At 39.3% G+C, this 18911-nt stretch carries 13 protein-coding genes; 4 read left to right on the top strand and 9 right to left on the bottom strand.

All coding sequences use genetic code 11. The features are described from left to right. Positions 1-17: 17 nt before the first annotated feature. The 4 genes from B3P16_RS01690 to B3P16_RS01675 form a co-directional block, all read right to left on the bottom strand. Positions 18-1406 carry a DUF4832 domain-containing protein gene (locus B3P16_RS01690; RefSeq protein ID WP_286841043.1) on the bottom strand — a complete coding sequence of 463 codons (1389 nt, stop codon included), beginning with the start codon at positions 1404-1406 and terminating at the stop codon, positions 18-20. A 654-nt stretch (positions 1407-2060) separates the two neighbouring features. Then, a complete protein-coding gene (locus B3P16_RS01685; RefSeq protein ID WP_286841041.1) occupies positions 2061-4619 on the bottom strand; it encodes a tetratricopeptide repeat protein in 2559 nt (852 codons plus the stop codon). Between the two features lie 228 nt (positions 4620-4847). After that, positions 4848-5297 (bottom strand): nuclear transport factor 2 family protein, encoded by a 450-nt coding sequence (locus B3P16_RS01680; RefSeq protein WP_286841039.1) that lies wholly within the window; start codon positions 5295-5297, stop codon positions 4848-4850. A gap of 354 nt (positions 5298-5651) precedes the next feature. Continuing rightward, complete coding sequence (locus B3P16_RS01675; RefSeq protein ID WP_286841037.1) at positions 5652-6149, bottom strand: hypothetical protein; 498 nt, start codon at positions 6147-6149, stop codon at positions 5652-5654. A gap of 281 nt (positions 6150-6430) precedes the next feature. Here B3P16_RS01675 and B3P16_RS01670 point away from each other — a divergent pair, with 281 nt between their 5' ends. Continuing rightward, complete coding sequence (locus B3P16_RS01670) at positions 6431-7342, top strand: DUF6624 domain-containing protein (protein ID WP_286841036.1); 912 nt, start codon at positions 6431-6433, stop codon at positions 7340-7342. A gap of 81 nt (positions 7343-7423) precedes the next feature. Here B3P16_RS01670 and B3P16_RS01665 read toward each other — a convergent pair whose 3' ends face one another. Continuing rightward, the gene (locus B3P16_RS01665) at positions 7424-7561 is read right to left on the bottom strand and encodes a hypothetical protein (RefSeq protein WP_286841034.1); all 138 of its coding nucleotides are present in this window, start codon (positions 7559-7561) and stop codon (positions 7424-7426) included. Between the two features lie 264 nt (positions 7562-7825). Beyond that, positions 7826-8272, bottom strand: coding sequence for a nuclear transport factor 2 family protein (locus tag B3P16_RS01660; RefSeq protein WP_286841032.1), 447 nt, complete (start codon positions 8270-8272; stop codon positions 7826-7828). Between the two features lie 68 nt (positions 8273-8340). Between B3P16_RS01660 and B3P16_RS24300 the strand changes: the two genes are divergently transcribed. Further along, the gene (locus tag B3P16_RS24300; protein ID WP_153847003.1) at positions 8341-8457 is read left to right on the top strand and encodes a zinc-finger domain-containing protein; all 117 of its coding nucleotides are present in this window, start codon (positions 8341-8343) and stop codon (positions 8455-8457) included. Positions 8458-8927: 470 nt separating this feature from the next. Next, the gene (locus tag B3P16_RS01655) at positions 8928-12398 is read left to right on the top strand and encodes a TraB/GumN family protein (protein ID WP_286841030.1); all 3471 of its coding nucleotides are present in this window, start codon (positions 8928-8930) and stop codon (positions 12396-12398) included. Between the two features lie 38 nt (positions 12399-12436). On the opposite strand, the gene B3P16_RS01650 is transcribed toward B3P16_RS01655, so the two are convergent. After that, the gene (locus B3P16_RS01650) at positions 12437-13504 is read right to left on the bottom strand and encodes a S41 family peptidase (RefSeq protein WP_286841028.1); all 1068 of its coding nucleotides are present in this window, start codon (positions 13502-13504) and stop codon (positions 12437-12439) included. A 335-nt stretch (positions 13505-13839) separates the two neighbouring features. On the opposite strand from B3P16_RS01650, the gene B3P16_RS01645 reads away from it, so the two are divergent. Then, a complete protein-coding gene (locus B3P16_RS01645) occupies positions 13840-16227 on the top strand; it encodes an ABC transporter permease (RefSeq protein WP_286841026.1) in 2388 nt (795 codons plus the stop codon). A gap of 38 nt (positions 16228-16265) precedes the next feature. On the opposite strand, the gene B3P16_RS01640 is transcribed toward B3P16_RS01645, so the two are convergent. Beyond that, positions 16266-17588, bottom strand: a complete 1323-nt coding sequence (locus B3P16_RS01640; protein ID WP_120335487.1) for a BNR repeat-containing protein — start codon at positions 17586-17588, stop codon at positions 16266-16268. A 69-nt stretch (positions 17589-17657) separates the two neighbouring features. Next, positions 17658-18899, bottom strand: coding sequence for a DUF2264 domain-containing protein (locus B3P16_RS01635; RefSeq protein ID WP_286841024.1), 1242 nt, complete (start codon positions 18897-18899; stop codon positions 17658-17660). Between the last annotated feature and the right edge of the window lie 12 nt (positions 18900-18911).

Raw genomic sequence — 18911 nt, 5'->3', positions numbered from 1 at the left:
ATTGTTTATAAAATTTTCTATTTTACCTGCAATGCCGAAAGCTTTGTCCAACCCTGAGCCGTCAAATCTCCATCAAGGGCAAGTTGAATTGCCGGCTTATTTTCCTTGGTTGTATCAACAATGGCGACTGCCCAGCTATATATTCCTGCAGGTAGATCTACTTTTGCATTTATTTTATAACTTGCAGCAGCACCTTTCAACCAAGCAGACGGTTCACTCTGAAGATCTACAAAAATCTTTCTAACATTCCCTTTGGCATCTAACAGTGCAAAAGCAACTTTATATTTGTAGTTCCATTGTGGAATATTATTAGGAAAATAGCCCCAGCCCATATTCTGCCAACGATGGGAGATTTGCGCTATCTTTCCCGACTTGATATCTTGAGGGAGATTGATTTGGTCTGGATATACACGGTACCCCCCTTCTGTAATAAACCGTTGAACCAGATCAAAGGACTTAAACCAGGATTCAGTTTCTCCCCCCGCTCTAAAGTCCATCATATTCACATGGGCTTCGGCCGACAGGTCGAACTCTCCTTTTCTAACATCCTCATCATGACCTTCTCTATATTTTCCACTCGGGTCTATCCAATAACGGTGCTTACCTGGAGCAATAATCCAGCCCCCTTCCATAATGATAGGACGCTTAAAATTCCATTTCCTGGCAAAATCCTTTTCCCAATTCTGGTAATAGCCAGTCATGCCAAAAGCATCTTGGCGCAAGCTATAACCTTTATCAATAGCTTTATCCAACAAGCGTTCACTGTTCGGGTTGACTGCTCCCCAACTTTCGGGATGACCTACAAGACGATGGTAGTTGATAACCAAAGGAACTTTTGTGAATGTGTTGGCATATAAACTGGTCACCCAGTCCAAGGTTTCTTCCTTTATTTTTTCAGTACTTTCGGGCGTTGCCATTTTGGGATCTTCATAGACAACATAATGTGCTTCACCCCATTTTCCTAAGCCATAGGCATCAATAAAAGAGGTCTTTTCAGGATCATTAAATTCCTGGGCCAAAGCTGTGATAAATTTGGTGTAGTATTTTCTAAATACCGTATCCTGAGGATAAGGAGTTTGTCTATCGGGATGATTTTTATTTTCCAAATAATATTTGGCTCCAAGGTCGAACACAAATTTGGGTGTATTTTGTCCCTGGTCGCGGCCATCTACCACTATACGGAGTGCTATGGGCAACCCTCTCTTTTGCGCGCCTTTTAAGAGCTTTCCTATTCTGGAATTTGGATCATCCCAGGCATAAACGCCTTCACTGGGATTCAGAGAAGACCAGCTCGTGCGTACATAGCATGCCGAAGCATAATCGATGACCTTTACCTTTTTACCCAATGCTGGCACAAAATATTCGATATCCCAATACGAATCGTCGGCATTACGGGGAGCATACATTACCCAACCATTTAAAGGGTTGCGCAAGACTGAATGTCCATCGTATTTTGGCTTTAATAAGATATACCCCGAGTTGCCGGCACCGCCTTGGGCTTTATTTTTTTGAGAGAAGCCAAGTGACGCGCAAGTACAAAATAAGAGGATAAAAACACTTTTGATTATCCTATTTGATATTATCTGTCTGTTTATTATTTCGTATCTGAACATATTTTTTAAGTCTATTGCTTGTTAGTTTTTGGATTTCCGTTTTATCAGCCCCCTTCTTATAGTTTATAATTTATTGGTGTGTTCAAATCAAATTGATTTATTGGGATGCATTACAAAAATAGCTATGGCAGGCTACCGCTATGGTATTGGTTTGTTCAGAAATGGTTCGTTTTTGTACAAAAATTAGGATTTAATCCGCTATGAAGGACGATGTGAATAAAATCATTCACTTATGGAGACTAAGTGATAAAGAAACAGCTCTTCTTCTTGGATTTTATATCGTTTATAATTATTAGGGAGGTTTCTTATCAGATTTATAGCAGTCTACTTAATGTAAAAAGCCCGATTGTTCTCGGGCTTTTTAGGTTCATGTTCCATACGATCCTCTTCATTCGAAAGACATGAAAAATTCTATCACATCTGGCGTATGCCAAATTTTTAGAAGTATTACTTCAACTTCTGTAAGCGTTCTTTCGCTGCAGGCACGATATCATCGTTTTTGTCATAATTGTCAATCACACTTTTCAAGGTACTCTTCGCCTGGAAAGCATTGCCTTTGCGCGCATAGGCATCAGCAAGCACCAGGAAGCTCTTGGCAACCCAGTATTCTTGCGCTTCCCTATTGTTAATCACATCAAAGGCTGTTTCCAGCGCCTTATCATATTCCTTGTTATCGTATTGCAAAAGCGCTACACGATACCGTGCTTCTGCGCCGATAGCCGATTGACTCTTCAGCGCAGCCAGGTTGAATTCTTTCATGGCAGACGCTACATTCTTTTCTTTCAGCAAGGCTTTTCCACTATACAGATGCGCCTTCGCTATTTCTTCCTCCGTTGCTCCGTTGTAATTCTTGACCAGGCTCACGTACTTAGCCATTTGCTCCATATCGCCGAGTTCGAAGTAACACACCATCAGGTTCGTTACCGCATAGCCATAGTTCTTTTTATATTCTTCGTTGAGCTCCAATTTTTTGAGGTGCACAATGGCTTCATTGTATTCTTTAAGATCCAGATATAGCGCAGCAACCGTCAGCAAGGTATTCTCTGAATATTTGCTCGTCCAGTCGTTCAATATGATATTTAGATCGTGTAATGCTTCCTGCGGATGCCCGGTGCGGTACGAACTCACTCCACGGATATAACGGGCGAATTTTTCTTGTCTGGGTTTTGGAAATTTATCAAAATAGGCGTTGATCGCTTCTACAGCCGCTCCGTATTCTCCCCTGGCGAATAGCGACTGCGCGGCCTGGAAAGCCATGTTATCTAGCTCTGCGGGACTCAGATTACTGACATTGGTACCGACAGCATAACGGATATAGCTTGAAGCATCCCCCTGATCGAGGTAAATATTTTCGATGAAACGCATGGCCTGCTCGGCTTCAGCAGTTCGGGTATATTTCTCCACCACTTTCTGAAAAGTCGCTTTCGCCGCTTCGGGCTCATCGTTATTGTACTGCACGAGCCCTATGGTCATTAAGGCGCGCGGAATATAACTGCTACGGGGGTACTTTTCGACCATTGCTTGCAATCCTTCGATTGCACGGCCATAATCACCTATCGTGAAATAAGTATAGGGAATTTCAAAGGCCGCATCATCTGCATAGTTCGAAGATGGAAATTGTTTCAGCACGGATCGCAGCGTACTTAGCTTGGTTTCATTATCGCCTTGCAGACCAAATAAAACACCGCGCTGGAATAAGGCATAATCCTGATTGGGCGCTTTGCTGTTGATCAGCTGATCGTAGTATTTGTTGGCCCTGCTGTAGTCGCGCAGACACAAGTAGGAATCGCCCAGACGTGCAATGACATCATAGCGTATATTTTGATCCACCGCATTTCCTCCAGCAGCCAAAAAACGTTCAAAATAATTGGCCGCCAGTTCAAAACGGTTGTTTCGGTAAGCCGCATACGCCAACCCATAATTTGCATAATTATACAGGTCGCTATTCCGAGCAACGGGCAGGCTCAGAAACTGGGAGAAGTTTTCTACGGCTTCACCAAATTTGCGCACTTCATACATGGCCTCTGCTTTCCAATAGGTCGCTAGAGCGGCCATTTCAGCATTGACCGGAAACTTTTCAGATCGCATAAACATGGATATGCTATTTTCGAAAGCACGCTCGTTATAAAACTCAAGTCCGCGGTAATAGGTGACCTTTTGATAGATCGCATTGACTTCCCGACCGCGCTCTTTTAACGATTCCAGCATACTAACACCAGCATGGAAGTTGGTGGTCCCACGTAGGATTTCAGCGGATAGTGTTTCGGCACTTTCCTTTCTTTTTGAACCCGGATCGACAGGTTTCACTTCTTGGGCGATATATTTTTCGAGGACTTTTTGTGCCGCTTGGGTGGAGTCCATTGCAAACAAGATTTTAGCATAGTTAAATAGCGCATCGGCTTTCACTTGCTGGTCTAAATCCAGTTTTGTCGCTTTGACAAAAGCATTTCGTGCAGCTTGCTTGTCGCCAGTCTCCAGAGCGATATGGCCTAATGTCATGATCGCCCCCTGATAAAAGGCATCCGAAGGTTTTATGGCCTCCAGCATACCGCTCGCTCTTTTGTATTCGCCAGCGCCATAAGCCAGATAGCTGATGCGATAATTATCGATATTACTTTGCGAAGCGTCTGGGTGCCGTTTCATCAATTCGTGATAATAGGCCTGTTTATATTTTTGTTGTGCTAAATAAGTGGCTGTGGCAATTTGGCGCAGCTCCGTCTCGATAGCATCGCGGTTGATATGCGTCATATCCGGACTACGGCGTACTTTGACCGCATCGGCCAGCATAGGCCGGTAGTCGCGTACGACATCAATGGAATCCATGGTTTGAACCTCTCCGCCGCCACCTTGCACACTATGTTGCTGTTGCTGTTGCTGTTGTTTCTCTTTCTTTTCTTTCTGTTGTTTCCCCACTTCCTGCGAATAACCTGTAACCAGCAAAGCCGAAAGCGTACCAGTAAACAGGTATTTCAGGTAATTGTGACCGATTCTTTCTTTCAATATCATTGTTCGTCCGTATTTCTGAATTGTTCCAAACGTTCCTTTGCCGAGGAGACATAGGGTTATCCCTAACTAGTGTATTCAAAACTAAAGAATTCCAAGCACATTCGGTAATTTACACCTCATAGTTGCTTCGTTTCAACGATTTAGAACAAAACATGCTATTCCATTGCTCTATCGGCAACTGAATTTATACAATAATGGAGCCAAGAAGAAAAAATAAAAGAGTGGTTCTTACTGATAGGAATGGACTGACTTGGATACCTGCCAACTGCCATTCTCATAAACTAAAGTCACTAGGTCAGTCATGCTAAAGCTGTCAAATTTCAATACAATTTTTGCAATCATATAATCTGCGGATTTTTCGAAAATCTTGATATGCGTTTTACAGTTCAGAATTTCTCCCTGCTGTTTTTTTAAAGATTTAATCAAAGCCTGGCGTCCGTAGTAGGTCTGTATATTGGAAGCCTGGATCCTTTGGCTGAAATCTTCCGCAAATAATTGCTCTAAACCCACAGATTCTCCAGCCGTCGTTACAGCAACATAATGCTGCAAAGCGAAGTCTGCTGTGGAAAGATTAATGCTAATTTTTTCTGGTTTTGATACTGGTTTTTCAGCTGCCATGGCAACTGACGATAAGCAGATTAAAGCTGCTGCCGTGAATGTTTTTACGAATGCTTTCATACTATCTTTTTGTTCTATTGTGTTAGTCTATATACCCTTACTTGTTGATCCAAAACTAAAGTTCAATATATCTCTGGCCTATGGACTTTAGACCAACGATATTTGAATATCGGTGAATGGCGGAAATGTAAAGGTGAATATAACAACCATCTTAGCTGCTGCATGCCAAATACTATACCAGTGGCTACAATAAGAACATTTGTGCCTCTCAGCACATTTAAAGGCATTTTCAAGATTCTTTACGAAAAAGAAAATGTGCGCATACGAACAGTTTCAAAATAGATTGTTCGCATACGCACACCGCATAAAAGCCTAGCAAAAGATTAATGATTACTGTCTGCTGACCAAGTTGATTTATTTCGTTTTCTTTATCGGTGTATCGACTGATATTGCAAAAAAATCGTCAGGAAGCTCCCTTGCTTCAATCTTTTGAGCTACCGATTCCATTTTGAATTGCTCATTATCGACCACAATTTTCAATGGAACAGACTTGGCTTTTGATAAATAGTAGTTCCAGTTTCCATAACTATGCATCTGATACTTCGTAAAATCAACAGGGTACTTTGATGTGTAGAAATAGGTTGTCTGCCCACCTTGCGTCTTTAAAATCAAGGCATCACAATCTTCCCCCAATATTTTCTCTTTATTCTTAACGAGCTCATAACTTATAACTGCGTCTGATTTCACATCGGCATCAAACCAATAAAGTGTGTCGGATCGGCTCGTCTTATTGTAAAGTCTATTGGTTTCACCAATATATAACTGTATTGTTATACCGACACCATTTGTGCACGATTTATAATTCCCCGATTTAATAAAATATTCTTGCTTATCACCTAGAAGAATCTTCATTTGTTCACTAGTGACGCTTGAATTCTTACTTTGAAAGCTATTTTGATAAATAATTTCCCCTTCAAATGCTTCTTGAGCATAGCCTTTCAATGTGACAGATAGCAATAATAAAAATAAGAATAATCTGATACACCACTATTGTTCAATATTTAGTTAAAAAAGAGAATTTTTAATAGGATCGTTATTTTTCAATACATTTTATCTTTTCCAACCAAATGAATAAAAAACACATTCTTATTATTAATGACAATATATTATATTTAGGTATATAAATATAACATATGCTTAAGTCATTTTTTATCTTCTTCTTAATTTTTATTTCCTGTCATGTGAAAGCTCAAAAAAGCAGTTCCTATTTTTATTTAAAGAATACCGCAGATAGTTTAATTTTTGAAAAGAAGACACCTGAAGCTTATTTGTTATATCGAAAAATGGTCAAGATTAGTGATATAGATCCGTTTATTGATATAGAATTGGTAAAATTATCACTAAAAGTAAAAGACAATAAAACAGCAGAAAAATATTTAAAGCAATCTATTTTAAACGGTGCTTCTTTAGGAATGCTAGAGGTTGACAGTAATGTGAATAGTTTTTTAAAACAGCATACCAATTGGAGAAAAACCTACGATTCTCTTCGTCAAAAACATCTAAGCAAAATAGCTCATTTGGAGGACCGTACAACTTTACTCAATATGTTGGAAAAGGATCAGGCATTGCGTTCCTTATTGGGAGTTATTGAATACAAAAAAGCCGATTCTCTTATTTTTGCTAGTGACACGGCTAATATGAGGGTAATCAAGGAAATTATTTCGAGAACAGGTTTCCCGAATCTTGAAACTGTTGGCATGGATGGCGTAAACGCTATCTTTATATTATTATTACATACTTTAAATAATGGGATTGAGGATGCCAAAAATATTGAAATTTTGACGCCACTAATGAAAAAAGCGGTATTAGACCTCAAGTATCCACCTTTTAACATGGCCTTAATTATCGATAGACACCGAGCCATAATCCGTCAAAAACAGATTTATGGATCCTATTGGGAAATGGGTAAACAAAACAAAAGAATTGTTACGCCGATTGAGAACATTGATGAGGTAGATGCACGAAGAAAAGAAATTGGATTACCACCGCTAAGTCTTTTAAGGAACCAAAGAGGGTATGAATTACCTGTGGACTATAAAAACTAATAGATCATTTCGGTTCAAACAAAAAAGACCGAACAATACAGTGCAAATGCTTGTATTGATCTATCAACGAATACTGAGCTCTCAAGGCAAATCATATGCACATATTCGTTGCTTCTTACTTGGTCTTTCTTTGGTGTTTCTTTGCTCTTTGTTCGGGTCTTCTTTGGGATTGGCTTGGGCTTCGTCTGCTATTTCTTTGGTGTTTCTTCGGTGTTTCATTGGTGTTTCGTTGGTGTTTCGTTGGTAAAAAAGCAAAGAAACAGCAAAGGAATACGTATCTATAAGATAACTTGGTTCCTGCCATAAGTGAGCATTTGTCCCGAAAGAAGCAAATGATGATTAGCAAATTCACGTATAACGATGCTGAATGTTAGCGCAGGTTTCGTAAGTTAGAGTTAGAAAAACGAACTGTCCGCAATAAAATAAAAAAAGCCACATCTCCTGATGTGGCCCTACAACTTATATATTGAATTAAAATGACTCCTATTTATACGAATTGATCGATTTGGACACTTTCCAGTCATTTCCTTCACGGACAAAAGTCACTAGATCTGTCTTGCTGAAATCCTCAAATTTCAAGGTCACCCTAGCCACCATATAATCTGCCGATTCTTCAAGTACATCTGTACTCACTGTACAGTTAAGCTTTTCGCCTTTTTGTTTTTTCAAGGACTTAACCACTTCACTACGGCTATTTGACTTCAGTTTTGCCGTTTGGACCTTTTGATTAAAATCCTCAGCAAACAATTGTTCTACACCAGCCGATTCACCTTCAGTCATTACAGCAACATAGTGCTCTAAAGCAAAGTCTGCTGTTGATAGGTTAACGTTTGTTTTTGCTGATTTTGATCCGGGACCTTCAGCTGCCATCGTACATGTTGAAATTGCGATTAAGGCTGCTGCTGCGATTTTTTTTACTAGCGTTTTCATAATATCTTTATTTTATCGTGTAAGTTTTTCATCTAAATAATTTGTTCTTCAATTGTGATGAAGCTATCATGAGCATTTCCATCGATGCTCATGATGGTTTTTGTTCTTATTTGTTGATTCAAAATTACTGCTCTAGATGCTTCTTGCTCACAGACTTTAGATCAACAACGGGTAAAACTCGGTGAATGACTGAAATGAAAAGGTGAACTTCAAAATGCATAAAGAACATAAGATCAATTTTATTAGCTTCGTGCCAAATACTATACCAGTTGTCCTGTGAGTTCAATAACGGCTTCTATAGCCTCTTAAAGCATATTCCATATCTTTTTCAGAAAAAGTAGCTGTACGGATGCGAACAGTTTATAGCGATATTGTTCACATGCGTACACCCTATTAAATGCGGGCTAAAAGATGAATTGTACTTCCTGATTTACGCCCATTTAATTAAAACTGAAAACCAGGATTCAACAATTGTGAACAAAAGATTTTAAAGGAGGTTCTGTTGCGCATCTATTGAAATTTATTTATTTTTAATAGATTATTTTGATTTTGAATCTTATATGATCAATTCAATTTTTAGCCATAGTAAGATATGCTACCAAGTAAATAGCTTTAGCTTCATTTCTTAGAACCATAATATTGATCTATCAACCAAATGTATAAATCTGTCAGCGCCACAATATACACGCAACTCCTTTTATGGGTGTTTATTTTTTCCTGTCTCACTTCGTTTATAAGCAACGCTAATGCTCAAGAAACAAAATACACAAGCTTTTTATGGGAGATTACCGGAAAGGGGCTAACTAAACCTTCTTACCTGTTAGGCTCTGTACATTTAAAAGACCGGCGTCTGATCAATAGCAATGATTCTATATTTGTGGCTATTGCTAATACAGATGCACTGGCTTTGGAAGTACACCCCGATACACTGTATAAACAGATATGGGATTTTCGATACAGCAAAAAATCAACACTTAAAAAGATAGCGCTTACAGAAGTACAAAAAAAAGAGTTTGTAAAACGCTATCAAAAGGAGTATGGTGTGATGCCGGATTCCCAGCAAATGGCATCTCCGCTTATTGTTAAATATCTCATGAATCCCAGCAACGACAAACCGGACGATATTACCGCCGTACTGGATGCTTATCTCTATGGCCTAGCCAAATCGCAACGAAAATATATTGTTGGCCTAGAGCCAATAGAAAATCAACTGGATGTTGATGGAAGTAACGAATTGGTTCATCTTGCGAACAAAAGTGATAGTACAAAATACTATAAGTATCTGGAGGATATGATGCAACTGTATAGCTCTGGAGACCTGGCTGGTGTTTGGAACGCGATTTCACCCCATATTGATCTTGAAGAAATGCAAAGAAGGAATAACACGATGCTAAAAAATATAATTTTGCAGCTCGATAAAGGTACGCTCTGCGCGGTCGTGGGGGCCGCTCATCTTGCAGGTGACCTAGGACTCATCCACCTTTTACAAAATGAAGGCTATAAGCTCCGCCCCGTTAAGACAAAAAAAACAGATCTGGCTTCTAAATATAAAATAGACTTCAGTACGATGGAATGGATGCCCCAAAAGGACTCTATCTTTGGATATACTGTCCAATTACCAAAAAGTTATATCTACAGGATAAATACATTGGGTGCAACAAACATCATCTATGGTGATCTGAGCACAGAAACAGAACTTATGGTGTCGGCTCAATTTGTTGGTGACCTGAATGGACTTACTGCGAAAGAAATTTTAAAACAAGAATACGAAAGAAAAACTGCCAAAAGCAAGTTCCCTATTGTATCTCAGCAATTTCTTGAAAAGGATGGTGCCCAAGGTATGCAGTTGATCACCGCAAATAATGGCATGGAGGTTAAATGGGAATTCTGGCTAAAGAACAATACATTATATAGCTTATCGGCCTTTACCAGCAAAAGTCCATTAGACAGGTATTTGTCGGACCGCTTTTTCAATGGCTTCACAATCCTTCCTCTCGACAGCCCTGCTGAAATAGATGAATCTGTCAATGACATTGGTGCTTTTGCAATAAAAATGCCGACGCAAATTCAATACCTTTTCCAGACAGGTTCAGAGCAGCTCGGAGATAAACAGCTCCAATATGGCATACATAATTATTTTTCAATGGATAGGGATCGAAAAATAAATTATATGGTTCAGTATCACGATTATCCGATTGGCTATATCATGACAGACAGATCCCTGATGCTGAAAACGCTCAAAAACAGCCTTAAAAAAAATCCAGCGCTTACCGTTACCTCTGTTGAGCCAAGGGAGAAGGAGAATATAACGGGCATGGCAATAAAAGCCCAATTGAACAAATCAAACCTATTCGCAGAAACATGGGTCCGCGGGAACCGAATTTATCAAGTACTTCAGGAAAACCTGGATAAGAATAATAAAGAAATGGATAGCGCTTTTTTTAATTCCTTCCGTATGGTTCCTTTTAAGGAAGCCGACTGGAAAGATTTCACCGTAAACAGTATGAAGCTAAAACTTCCTGCTACATCGTTGATAAAGATAAAAAATGAGAATGTAGCTGAGCAACTTGATAGCGAATCTCATATTTATGCCGCAGCCGACAGCAATTCAAGCACATCCTTTCTCTTGGAAATCACTAAACTGCCTAAATATTATCGGCTGGAAAAAACCGACTGTTTATATGCCGAAATACAGGCTACTGCAAAAAAGAAATCTGAGAAAATGGTCCATTACGACACACTACGATCCGACAATATAACCGCTGCAATCTACACAAGTAGCGATTCATTAACAGCTAACTATCATAAAAAAGCGATCTGGATCAGAGGCAATATATCCTATGGATTTGATGCTATCGGCACACAAGAAACAGTTGAAAAAATAGATATAAACAGGATTATCAAATCCGTCCGTTATACAGGTACTACAGCGAACTTTGACGTATATAGCTCAAAAGCAGCAACTCTTTTTGAAGATATCTATAGCACTGATTCTCTCGTTAGTCAAAACGCAAAAAACACATTGGAGCTCAATTACAAATTTGATAAAAATGACCTAGCACTAATTTATAAAACATTGGTCAAAAAACAGGTCGATGACGAGCAGAACAGTGGGCTTCGAAGAAACCTGATCTATAGTTTGGTAAAGAATCATGATGAACGGAGCATACCTCTTTTAAAAAATATACTTAAGGATCCGACAACACCGGACCTGATCAAAATAGCAATCTTCCCGACCATCTATGAAATAGATTCAACACAGCTTGAATGGTATCTCCAGGCATTAAATCATCATCGACCCGATGTTGATTACCAAGTATGGCAATTACTACAGCCTTTACGCACTTCCCATAAATACGTAGCTGGGAATTTAGAACAGGTCATTCCATTATTTGCTATCGATAATTACAGACCTACACTATTGAATATTTGTTTAGAAATCGCTAAGGACAGCACTGTGCGCAATAGCCGTGAAATGGTAAAGGTTTATCTGCCGAATGTAATGAAATATCTAGCCAAAGACCTGTCCAAAGTTGCTTCCGAACAGGAATCAGAGGATAGTTTCGATCCTTATTGGATAAGTGATTATGTGAAAATACTGGGTTTATATGATCAAAAAGATTCACTACTAAAATATCAACATCAGTTGCTCGCTAATACACAAATAGGTTATCTGCGAGCCTCCACCGCAACAGAATTTTTGGTTCTCGGTCTGCCATTGAATCAAAAATTAATTGATAGCATCAATGTTAATATATCGCAAAGAGGAGTATTGATGAGGGGGCTTAAAGAGAAAAAACGCGAAGATTTGATAGCCCCCAAGTATAAGGAGCAAATTGAAATTGGAAAAATTGTTGTAAACGATTACATGGAATCCGAATGGGATATGCAGTCGCAACAAATTGATTATCTGGGACAATTGACCGAGAATAATAAAAAGTATTTAGTTTATGCATTTAAAACTGAGAACGATGAGCAAAGCTATCTCTCAATTTATTTACCAGATGACCAAAATAAAGAATGGTCTTATACTTATGAAAACTGTTATTCAGATCTTGAGCCCTTTATCGGAGACTGGAAAGAACAAGCTCTGAAATTGATCCAACAAATGCGTATTGAAGATTAAAACAATAAGCTGATAGCGAAAAAAAGTTCTAATAGAAGTTAAATACCTTCAGAGGTTAAAAACTCAAGTGCCTTATTGATAAATATTGATTTATTTTCTAATATATATTGATGTTGTTCTCTACGGCTTTGAATATCCTCCGGATACGTAATCGTTATATCTGGATTTATTCGCTCTCCAACATCATAAGATTTTCCTTTTCTATTGTGCAACAACGCAGTCATTAAATTAATGGAATATCCTTTATCTACATAATAAAGTTCATTACCTGATGTTAAACCAGCTGACTTTGTACCGATGACGGTCACATTCTTTTGTCCTAAAAAATGACATGCAGCAATCTCTCCTGAACTTCCCGTTATTCCCGAAATCAAAACAATTACTGGTATCCTATTATTTACAAGCGGTAAGACTTGAACAGTATAAAATTTAAAATACTTTGCTTCCACATCATTGTCTATATATAAACCATTTTGGGGAATCTGAAATTTATCTACCAAAACCTCCTTTCCATCTTTGTCCAATGTTCCATCAAAATAACAAAAGGTCTGTGTGGTATCTATGAGAGCATGAAAGGGAATGATCATCGGAGCACAACTACCACCTTCATTTTCCGTTAAATCAATAATCCAAGCCTTGGGTTGTTTTCCATCTAGTTCAAGCAACTGCTTTTGTAAAGTGTCAATATACATGCGATGTTCCAGATCAACACCAGGAACGTTAATGTATGCATATTTATCTTCGATCAATCGATGCTGAAAATTTGGCCCAGGCATCCCTAGTTGTGCATAGGTTGTGGAAGCATACTTTTTAATTAACGCCAATTCATCTACGATACCTTTTACTCTATGTACACTCGAATGATGATCATTTAAACCTGCAACTATCTTTTTAAAAGTTGGCATTAATGAATCAGTCGAATTAATATTCCTGACGTTCAACTTTGTTTCTTGACGCATTTTATCGAAATCGACTCTACTACGCATAAAAGAATGAGCCTCTAGTGTATCGATGAATTGATCGACTAATTTGGTTACTTCCTTGTTTTGGGCACGGCAGATATTGAATACAGAAAAACATACAATAAAAAAGATAATTTTACACATAAACTAACAATTAATAATTTATCAAAACTAAAAAAACTGTAAAAACATTTGGTCAATTGTAGAAATTATTTCGTTATTTTCTTGACCTATAATATGTATTTCAGCGTATCTTCTAGAAGTAATCTAATTTTCCATTCTCCGTTCGCAAGCGAACAGTATTGTTCACAATCGAACAATTTAATACGGTTACAAAAACAAACAAAACACTGAAAATCAGAAACTTAAAGTTTAGGCAAAACTATTGATGCGTTTAAAACCAATTGATCTCAAGCATGTTGCATGAGATAAAAATGACATGAAATGCAATGAATTTTTAAGATTAAAATTAGGAAATCATGTATAATTACTTAAAAGTCGGTTGGCGGAAATTGTTCAGAAACAAAATCTTCTCCTTAATCAATATACTAGGATTATCGTTGGGCCTAGCCGCATGCTGGATTATCCTCTTATTTGTGAATGATGAATTGAGTTATGATCGTTATTTTACGCAGGCAGACCGTATATATCGCGTTGTTTCCCACGGAAAATGGGATGGTGGTTCCTTTGACATAACAGGAACTGCAGGTCCCCTTGCGAATGTTATTAAAGATGAATTTCCCGGCGTAAAGGAAGCTACCCGATTCGATATCGAGGGCGGAGGCATAATTACCATTGATAATCAACAAACAAAAGTCAACGAAATCTTCCTCGCAGACAAGAATTTCTTCAATCTATTTGACTATAATTTTCTTGCTGGCAATCCTGCAACGGCATTGGCTAATCCCCAGTCTATTGTACTGACAGAAGACTTAGCCGTACAATTATTTGGATCCGTAGAAACAGCAGTCAATAAAACGCTTTATTTCAATAAATCTGAACCCAGCCTTGTCACGGCTGTTATACAAAATGTACCTCAAAATACACATTTCAGCTTCAGAGCTATCCGTTCCTTTTCAAAAGACTTTAATCCGGATTGGAATCAACTTTACCTCTATACTTACGTACTATTAAAAGATCAGTCATACTTGCCCCAACTTCAAAAAAAACTTCCTTATATCGTAAAAAAATATATTCATGGACGGGACCTCGATTTTGATTATAAAATCGAATTACAACCAATTACGGATATCCATCTGCATTCTAATCTAAGTTATGAGCTTGGCAATAATAGCAATATCAAATATGTTTACATCTTTTCCATTGTCGGTGCGTTAGTACTCTTAATTGCGATCGTAAATTATATTAATATCACGACGGCGCAGGCTTCAATAAGGATGAGAGAAATTGCCGTCCGGAAAGTAATCGGATCCAGCACTTTAAATCTAACAAAGCAGTTTCTTGTTGAAACGTCTTTAATCATCTTTTGTGCAGCATTGTTAAGCATATTGCTGGCGTCAACTTTTCTTCCATGGCTAAACCAAATGATCGGTAAGCAATTGGATTTATGGCATTTTGGAATAGGGAAAACCTTATTGTTTGTACTTCCATTTATCGTATTTTTAGTATTCACTACCGGTATTTATCCAGCTTTAGTACTTGCTGGACTAAAGACTATCCCTTCGCTAAAAAATCAGATCGGAACACATGGCTTCCAACATCTACTGAGAAAATCACTTGTGGTTTTTCAATTTGTAATCGCAGTATTGCTTATTGTATCCACCATGGTCATTTTTCTACAATTGAATTTTATGACGACAAAAAACCTGGGTTTCGACAAAAATCAGGTCATGGTTTTCCATCTGGACAATGAATCCACTCGAAATAAAGGCGACGAGCTCAGGAATAGCTTACTCGAAGATAGCCATATTACAGAAGTAGCGTTCGCCAGCAATCCAATTGGGAAAAACGACATTGGCGTGGGTACTTTCAATGTTGAAAATAATGGAAAAATTGATCCCAACTTTACACTCGCCAATACCCTAAAAATCGACCCTAGTTTTATCCCAGCAATGCATATCCAACTAGTTAAGGGAAGAAATTTCGACAGTACCATGCCAACAGATAGCGCCTCTGTCATTATAAACGCGGCATTTGCAAAAAAACAAGGCTGGACAAACGCGATAGGCAAAAGGATCGAATTTGGAAGAGACACAACTGGAAAATCCATCCTGAAATCTGTTATCGGCGTCGTCAGCGACTTTCATATTTATTCGCTTCAGCACAAAATAGAGCCTCTTATCCTAGAACTTCCAGCTAATAAAATGGAAATGGACAATATTTATATTCGCATGAAATCGACAAATGTAGACCATACAATTTCGCATATAAACAAAGTTTACAGTAAATATGTCCCCGATTATCCTTTAGAATACACATTTTTAGATAAGACCTTTGAACAGCAATACAATTCGGAAACGAAACAGGGTCAAATTCTCTTAATTTTTGCCTTGTTGTCTATCGTTATTGCCTGTTTAGGCTTATTTGGTGTAATCACATTCGCTATCCAATTGCGAATAAAAGAAATTGGTATACGCAAAACATTAGGTGCAACACTCAGCAACCTCGTTTATCTACTGTGCTCTGATATGGTTAAACTGGTCGGTATAGCCCTGTTGATTGCACTGCCGCTCGGATGGTTATTGATGAATCAGTGGCTGCAAGAGTTCGCTTATCGCATTTCGGTCAGCTGGTGGATACTTGTAGGTGCGGGGATCATCGCACTGGTCATTGCCATTCTAACCCTATGTACGAGAGCAATAGCCGCTGCAAAAGCTAATCCGGTCGACAGTTTAAAAGTGGAGTAAGAATTTGTATCCACTATACTTTCGAGCTGTACTCTTTCTCAATCACGCCATTCTACTACCCGTATTGCTGTCGCGGGAGCATCAGCGAGTCCCTCAGCATCCTTTTGCACTGTAGACTGCACAAATAAAGCAACTTTACGTTTCTTTTGCCACAACTGGGTATCATATGTAGGTTCCCAAGCCCCTACGGACTGCTCACAAAGATCAATAATGTCATTAGCCTCTTGATGCATGCCATTCAACCTCAGTATCGAAGGTCGGTAACCGCGCTCTTGATCTCGAAAGACCAGCGTCAACATTATTTTATTGTCTTTTCCGCGAACCAACACCTGGGGCCTGGCGATTGGAATATCCTTTGTTCCACCACCACTCAAACTAAAGGGTGTTTTTCTAAAATCAAAAGACCGGATCTTCCATTCACCCTCTTGTAAATAGATTACCTTATATTGTGGGATCTGTGTTCCTGCATCACGCCAGTAACTAGCGATAAAAGGATTCCCTTTTTCATCCGCAGCGATAGAGGTTTGATTAATCAATTCGTGCTGCTGGGGGATATGGGCCGCATACTCGACCGTAGATTCTTTCATGGGCAAATCGTACCGCATTCCATTACTCTTTTGCCAGGTTAATCCGCCATCTTTTGAACATGCATAAGCCATATCATGATTGCTTTCCACGTTGGGACTCTCCCGCCATACCCAAGAAAGATGTATCGTCCCCCGACGATCCACATAACTTTGCCAATAGGCATTTCTCCGTCCCTCGCCATCAATCAGATTGCTATGCATCCGCTCCCATTTTTGCTGCTTACTATCGTACTTATTGACCACAAGATTACCATGACCGGATCCGCCGTCACGATATAAAAACAGTAACTCGCCACTGGGCAACTTTAAGAATTCGGGATAGGTTACCTTTGACTCATTTTGTCCCAGCATGGCTTGCTCATAACCCAGCACAAGACTATTGGGATGAAGGGTACGTGCATATCTCAACTTGCTGTCATGCTGATCCCAACAAACGTGGAGATATCCAGCCTTATCCACCATAATACTAATTACATTATGAGCGTCCTTCACATGCCCAGTATAGCCGGTACGTCGCAACTTCCACACCTTGCCAGAAAGTAATCGCTGGCCTAAAACTACATATCCAGCTTCGTCATAATAGGCGATATATTGGTATTTACCATTGCTGGTTAATGAATTTTTACGAAATACGGTTGTGTTGACCGTATTCTTTGCCCAGCCATTCCCGACAAGCGTATTCTTAATTTTCTGCCCTTGTGCATTGTAAATAAACAGGAGACACGCGCAAGTGAGCATCCCCACTCTTACTAGTTGATTTAGATATTGCTTCATTGAATTTTTTATACACTTGTTGAGTCCACCAGGTCCTTTTGAAAGGAGTCTTATTCCCGGAATTTGGGGTTATTGAATGGCTTTACCCTGATCTTTATGCCAGTCCTGTCCTGACCAGATACGCCGTGCACTCCAGTCGCTCGCTTCACTTGTCCAAAAAGAATCTCCGTCGGGTAATCCCAAAGGCAAAAAAATTACTGAACATAAATAGGGGCTCCCCTGATTATTGTATGGATCGCCCAAGCCCGGCTGATTACCATACATACCCAGTGTCAACCAGCCATTTTCATACGTATTTGGGTTTTCGGTCGATTTTTTCAGTACTGCAGACAGGGCAGCCTTCACCTGTCCTTCGCTGAGTTCCCCGGGGAGTCGTCTCTTGAACGCCATATCTGCGAGATGATGGAAAGCTGCCGCGCGATAGATTACAGACCTTCCTGTCGGGGGAAAGCTGCCGTCGGCATTGATCAGCCGCTCCTGAATTAGGGCATAGCGCTCATTTCGAAGCTTGATTTTTGCAAACATCCCATCATAGTTTTTAGTTTTCAACTGTATGAAATCCATAATTCCGGCCAAGAAGGGATGGATAACATAACTATTATAGTAATCGAACGCATAATGTGGACCATCCATATACATTCCATCTCCAACATACCACTGTTCCAATTGCTGCAGCGCATAATCAACGCGCATCACATCCCAATCATCCGAATATTTCGCTAAAAAAACTTCATTCATTGCTGAAAAGAGTAACCAATTTGAATAAGCTGGCCGAAATTGGCGCGTAATTTTTATGGATGCTACCAAATTCTTTTTTGTCTGATTGTCGATATGATCCCACAGCCAAGGACTGCGCATAAATCCCAAAGCGATAAATGAGGCATCAACAAGCTGTTGACCACCGAGATCAAAACGCATAAAATCACGTGCGCTGCTGTCCAAAGCATTCTTAAGTGCTTGAACAGTCCATACTCTGTATTGGTCGCGTAACTTTATCTCTTCAGCCGAACCGCCATCCAAGGAAAGCCAAGGTGCTATGCCTGACAATACCCTTCCCAAGACTTCAACATATTGCACTTTGATGCGTTGTTCCTTATTATCCACGTGTTTAGAAGTCATTTGTGGCATAGTTAACCGCAGGCTATCATGGGCCAGACTGCAGAGGACGGGACGCAGCATATGATCCATTTCTTTAAGCCAAAAAGCTCTATCCGTCTCTTTTGTTGATGCAGGTTTCTCCTTCAAGCCCTGTCCAAAGACAGTATGGCCTGTCAGAAGAATGGCCAAGAACAATAAAATCTTATTTTTCATTTTCAAATCCAA

This window comes from Sphingobacterium sp. UBA7631 (assembly GCF_002483935.1).
Lineage (GTDB): Bacteria > Bacteroidota > Bacteroidia > Sphingobacteriales > Sphingobacteriaceae > Sphingobacterium > Sphingobacterium multivorum.
The sequence above is the reverse complement of the archived record's forward strand: the minus strand, read 5'-3'. Positions and strand labels throughout refer to the sequence as shown.

Bases quoted from the DNA above. Each gene is read 5' to 3' on its own strand.
- B3P16_RS01670 (WP_286841036.1), top strand. From the start codon at position 6,431: ATGCTTAAGTCATTTTTTATCTTCTTCTTAATTTTTATTTCCTGTCAT.
- B3P16_RS01685 (WP_286841041.1), bottom strand. From the start codon at position 4,619: ATGATATTGAAAGAAAGAATCGGTCACAATTACCTGAAATACCTGTTT.
- B3P16_RS01680 (WP_286841039.1), bottom strand. From the start codon at position 5,297: ATGAAAGCATTCGTAAAAACATTCACGGCAGCAGCTTTAATCTGCTTA.
- B3P16_RS01690 (WP_286841043.1), bottom strand. From the start codon at position 1,406: ATGTATGCTCCCCGTAATGCCGACGATTCGTATTGGGATATCGAATAT.
- B3P16_RS01640 (WP_120335487.1), bottom strand. From the start codon at position 17,588: ATGAAGCAATATCTAAATCAACTAGTAAGAGTGGGGATGCTCACTTGC.
- B3P16_RS01635 (WP_286841024.1), bottom strand. From the start codon at position 18,899: ATGAAAAATAAGATTTTATTGTTCTTGGCCATTCTTCTGACAGGCCAT.
- B3P16_RS01650 (WP_286841028.1), bottom strand. From the start codon at position 13,504: ATGTGTAAAATTATCTTTTTTATTGTATGTTTTTCTGTATTCAATATC.
- B3P16_RS01655 (WP_286841030.1), top strand. From the start codon at position 8,928: ATGTATAAATCTGTCAGCGCCACAATATACACGCAACTCCTTTTATGG.
- B3P16_RS01675 (WP_286841037.1), bottom strand. From the start codon at position 6,149: ATGAAGATTCTTCTAGGTGATAAGCAAGAATATTTTATTAAATCGGGG.
- B3P16_RS01660 (WP_286841032.1), bottom strand. From the start codon at position 8,272: ATGAAAACGCTAGTAAAAAAAATCGCAGCAGCAGCCTTAATCGCAATT.
- B3P16_RS01645 (WP_286841026.1), top strand. From the start codon at position 13,840: ATGTATAATTACTTAAAAGTCGGTTGGCGGAAATTGTTCAGAAACAAA.
- B3P16_RS24300 (WP_153847003.1), top strand. From the start codon at position 8,341: ATGAGCATTTCCATCGATGCTCATGATGGTTTTTGTTCTTATTTGTTG.
- B3P16_RS01665 (WP_286841034.1), bottom strand. From the start codon at position 7,561: ATGAAACACCGAAGAAACACCAAAGAAATAGCAGACGAAGCCCAAGCC.